This is a genomic window from Streptomyces sp. McG3, assembly GCF_018619185.1.
GTDB lineage: Bacteria > Actinomycetota > Actinomycetes > Streptomycetales > Streptomycetaceae > Streptomyces.
In genome coordinates, this window is the sequence record NZ_JAAXYC010000528.1 from 1 (window position 1) to 2,651 (window position 2,651).

General features: G+C 74.5%; 3 protein-coding genes. 1 reads left to right on the plus strand and 2 read right to left on the minus strand.

Annotation, left to right across the window (positions count from 1 at the left end; genetic code table 11):
- The coding region (locus tag HET64_RS38095) for a DUF1266 domain-containing protein (RefSeq protein ID WP_215111797.1) at positions 1-1,141 on the plus strand (1,141 nt) is incomplete at its 5' end.
- Positions 1,142-1,214: 73 nt separating this feature from the next.
- On the opposite strand, the gene HET64_RS38100 is transcribed toward HET64_RS38095, so the two are convergent.
- A complete protein-coding gene (locus tag HET64_RS38100) occupies positions 1,215-2,096 on the minus strand; it encodes an SDR family oxidoreductase (protein ID WP_215111798.1) in 882 nt (293 codons plus the stop codon).
- Entirely contained in the window at positions 2,093-2,443 is a 351-nt protein-coding gene (locus HET64_RS38105; protein ID WP_215111799.1) for a DUF952 domain-containing protein, read from the minus strand. The genes HET64_RS38100 and HET64_RS38105 overlap by 4 nt, the downstream gene beginning before the upstream one ends.
- Between the last annotated feature and the right edge of the window lie 208 nt (positions 2,444-2,651).

The window sequence follows — 2,651 nt, forward strand, 5'->3', positions numbered from 1 at the left end:
CGCCCCCTGGATCCCGCCGTCCGAGACCGAGCAGCTCCTCCACGAGGCGGCGCTGCGCGGCGACGTCCGCGCCCAACTGGCGGCGCTCGCCGGGGCCGAGCTGTACATCCCGGCCCCGCGCGCCGAGGTGGACGCGAAGCCGGACACCATCACCTGGCGCGCGCACCACGACCCGGCCGGCTTCGTCTGCCGGCCGGTGCTCACCCGGGGCATGCTTCCGGCCTGGCATCCGGACTGGGTCTTCCACGGGGTCTCGCTGCGCTGGGCGGCCGAGTTCGGCTGGTCCGACCCGCGGGTGCTGCTGGGGGTGAACGTGGGGACGCCCGGGCAGTTGCTGCTGCCCACCGGCCCGATGGACCTGGCGCTGTGGCAGCGCGCGTACGCGGAGAACGACCGCCTCCCGGAGAACCGGCTGCTCGCGCTGCGCCACGGCGCGCTGCACGGGCCGCTGGCGTACGGACTGGCCTGCGGGGCGCATCTGGCGATCGGGAACGCGGTGCCGTGGAACGAGGTCGGCACGGTCTACCGCGAGTACGCAACCGAGCGCGACCTGCTCCGCGAGTCCTGGGGCATCACCGGCCACGCGGAGTGGCGCAAGCAGCTGGACACCCTGCTGGAGGCCCGTAACAGCCCGCCGGAACCGGACTTCGTCCTGCGCACCCGCGACCAGTTGGCCTCCGCGCTCGGCGAGCTGCCCTCGGCCGACCTGTGGCGCGAGACCGCGGCCGGCCACGCCCAGGACCTGGGGGCGGACCCGGGCACGGTGAAGGGCATCGAGGAACTGGTGCGCCGGATCATGCGCTACGAGGCCCGGTTCCGCGCGGACGGGCTGCTGCCCCCGGACGGCCGGGTGCACACGACGGTCGCGTACGACTACGGGCGGGCGGTGAACCTGGCGCGCTGGGGGCTGGCGGCGCGCTACTGCGCCCCGGCCGACGCGGAGCAGGCGATCGTCTACGCGGGGGCGCTGAGCAAGTCGGCCCACCGCTCCTGGGAGGAGTTCTCGGCGGGCTACTCGCTGGGGCGGGTGCTGCGGTTCGACGAGGAGGAGTACGGGCCGTTCTACGAGAAGAACGTCCTCGCCCACCGTCTGCTGGCGGAGAGCGAGGGCAGTCCGTGGCGTCACATTCCGTGGCGCTGAGCGCGGCGTGCCCCGCGGGGGGCCGTCCGGTCCGCGTCGACCAGGCGCCGGTCAGCCGTCGGCCGGGTGCCGGTCAGCCACCCGGCAGCAGGTGACGATAGCTGTCCGGGTTCTCCACCAGGAACTGCGCGAAGCTCTTCGCCGGGTGCCCGGTGAGCGTGGGCACCGCGTCGGAGACGGCGGCCAGCTCCCCCTGGGCAATGGCCTCGTACGAGGTGACCCAGCCGGCGACCTCCCAGTCCTCCGCCCCGTAGCCGGCCCGGGAGGCGTAGGCCTCCTCGCGGGTCTCGAAGACGTAGACGACGGGTCGCCCGGTGACCCGGCCCAGTTCACCGGCCGCCTCGGCGAGGGTGAACGCCTCGGGTCCGGTGAGGTCGTGGACCCGGCCGTCGTGGTCCGTGCCCTCGTCCAGCAGCACGGCCGTCGCCGCGTCGGCGATGTCCTCGTGGGCGACGGCCGCCACCCGGCCGTCGCCGCCCGGACCGCGCAGCACCCCGTCGGTCCCGGTCATCGCGGGCAGTCCCGCCAGATACCAGTTGTCCCGCAGGAAGGTGTGGCGGACCTCGGCCGTACGGATGTGGGCCTCGGTGTCCCAGTGGTCCCGGGCGAAGGTGAACGTGGCGTCGGGCGCGGCCCCCTGGAAGGACACGTACACGATCCGCTCCACGCCCACCGCCACGGCGGCGTCGATCGCCGTGGTGTGCTCGCGGACCCGCTGGGGGCTTTCGTGGGCGGAGACCAGGAACAGCGTGTGGGTCCCGTCGAGGGCCCGGCGCATGGCCTCCGCGTCGCCGTAGCGGGCGGCGGGCGCGTGGTCGGCGCCGGGCAGGTCGGGCAGCCGGGCGGGGTCGCGGCCGAGGAGCCGCACGGGCACGCCGGTCCGGGCCAGCCGTCGGGCGACCCGGCCGCCGACCGCTCCGGTCGCTCCGGTCACCGCGATGAGGGGGCCGATCACTGGGGTTCGTCTTCCTCTCGTCGTCCTCCGTCCCAGGGCCGCACCTCCACGACCGCGCCCACCGGGAGCGGTCCGTACAGGTGCGGGAACTCCTCGCCGCCGGGCTTCATCGCCTCGTACCGGACGGGGTCGGCGAGGCGCGCGGGGTCGACGACCAGGACCACGAGGTCCCCGTCGTCGTCCCCGTACAGCATCCGGGCCACACCGGGGAGTTGGTGGGGCAGCGAGAGATGGATGAAGCCCTCCTCCTGGAGGGTGCGGCCGCGGGTGGACATCTCGTACGTCCCTGTCCCGCGGGCCGCCTCCCAGAGAGGTGCTTCGGCCAGGTGCAGCAGCGGTTCGGTCATCGAACCACGCTAGCGGGCGGTGCTTCGTGCCTGCTAGAAGGTGCGGCGACGAGCCCTGCGCGTGGCCACGAGAACCGTGCCGCCGACGGCGACCAGCGCGGCCGCGATGGACCCGATGATCCATTCGCCGCCCCGGGAGCCGGTGTCGGGCAGCTCACCCGGGTGGCTCGGCGAGTGCGTGGGGTGCGGGGTGTGGCCGGTGGGGGTG

Excerpts from the sequence above, each read along its gene's own strand:
- HET64_RS38105 (WP_215111799.1), bottom strand. The coding sequence starts at position 2,443 with ATGACCGAACCGCTGCTGCACCTGGCCGAAGCACCTCTCTGGGAGGCG.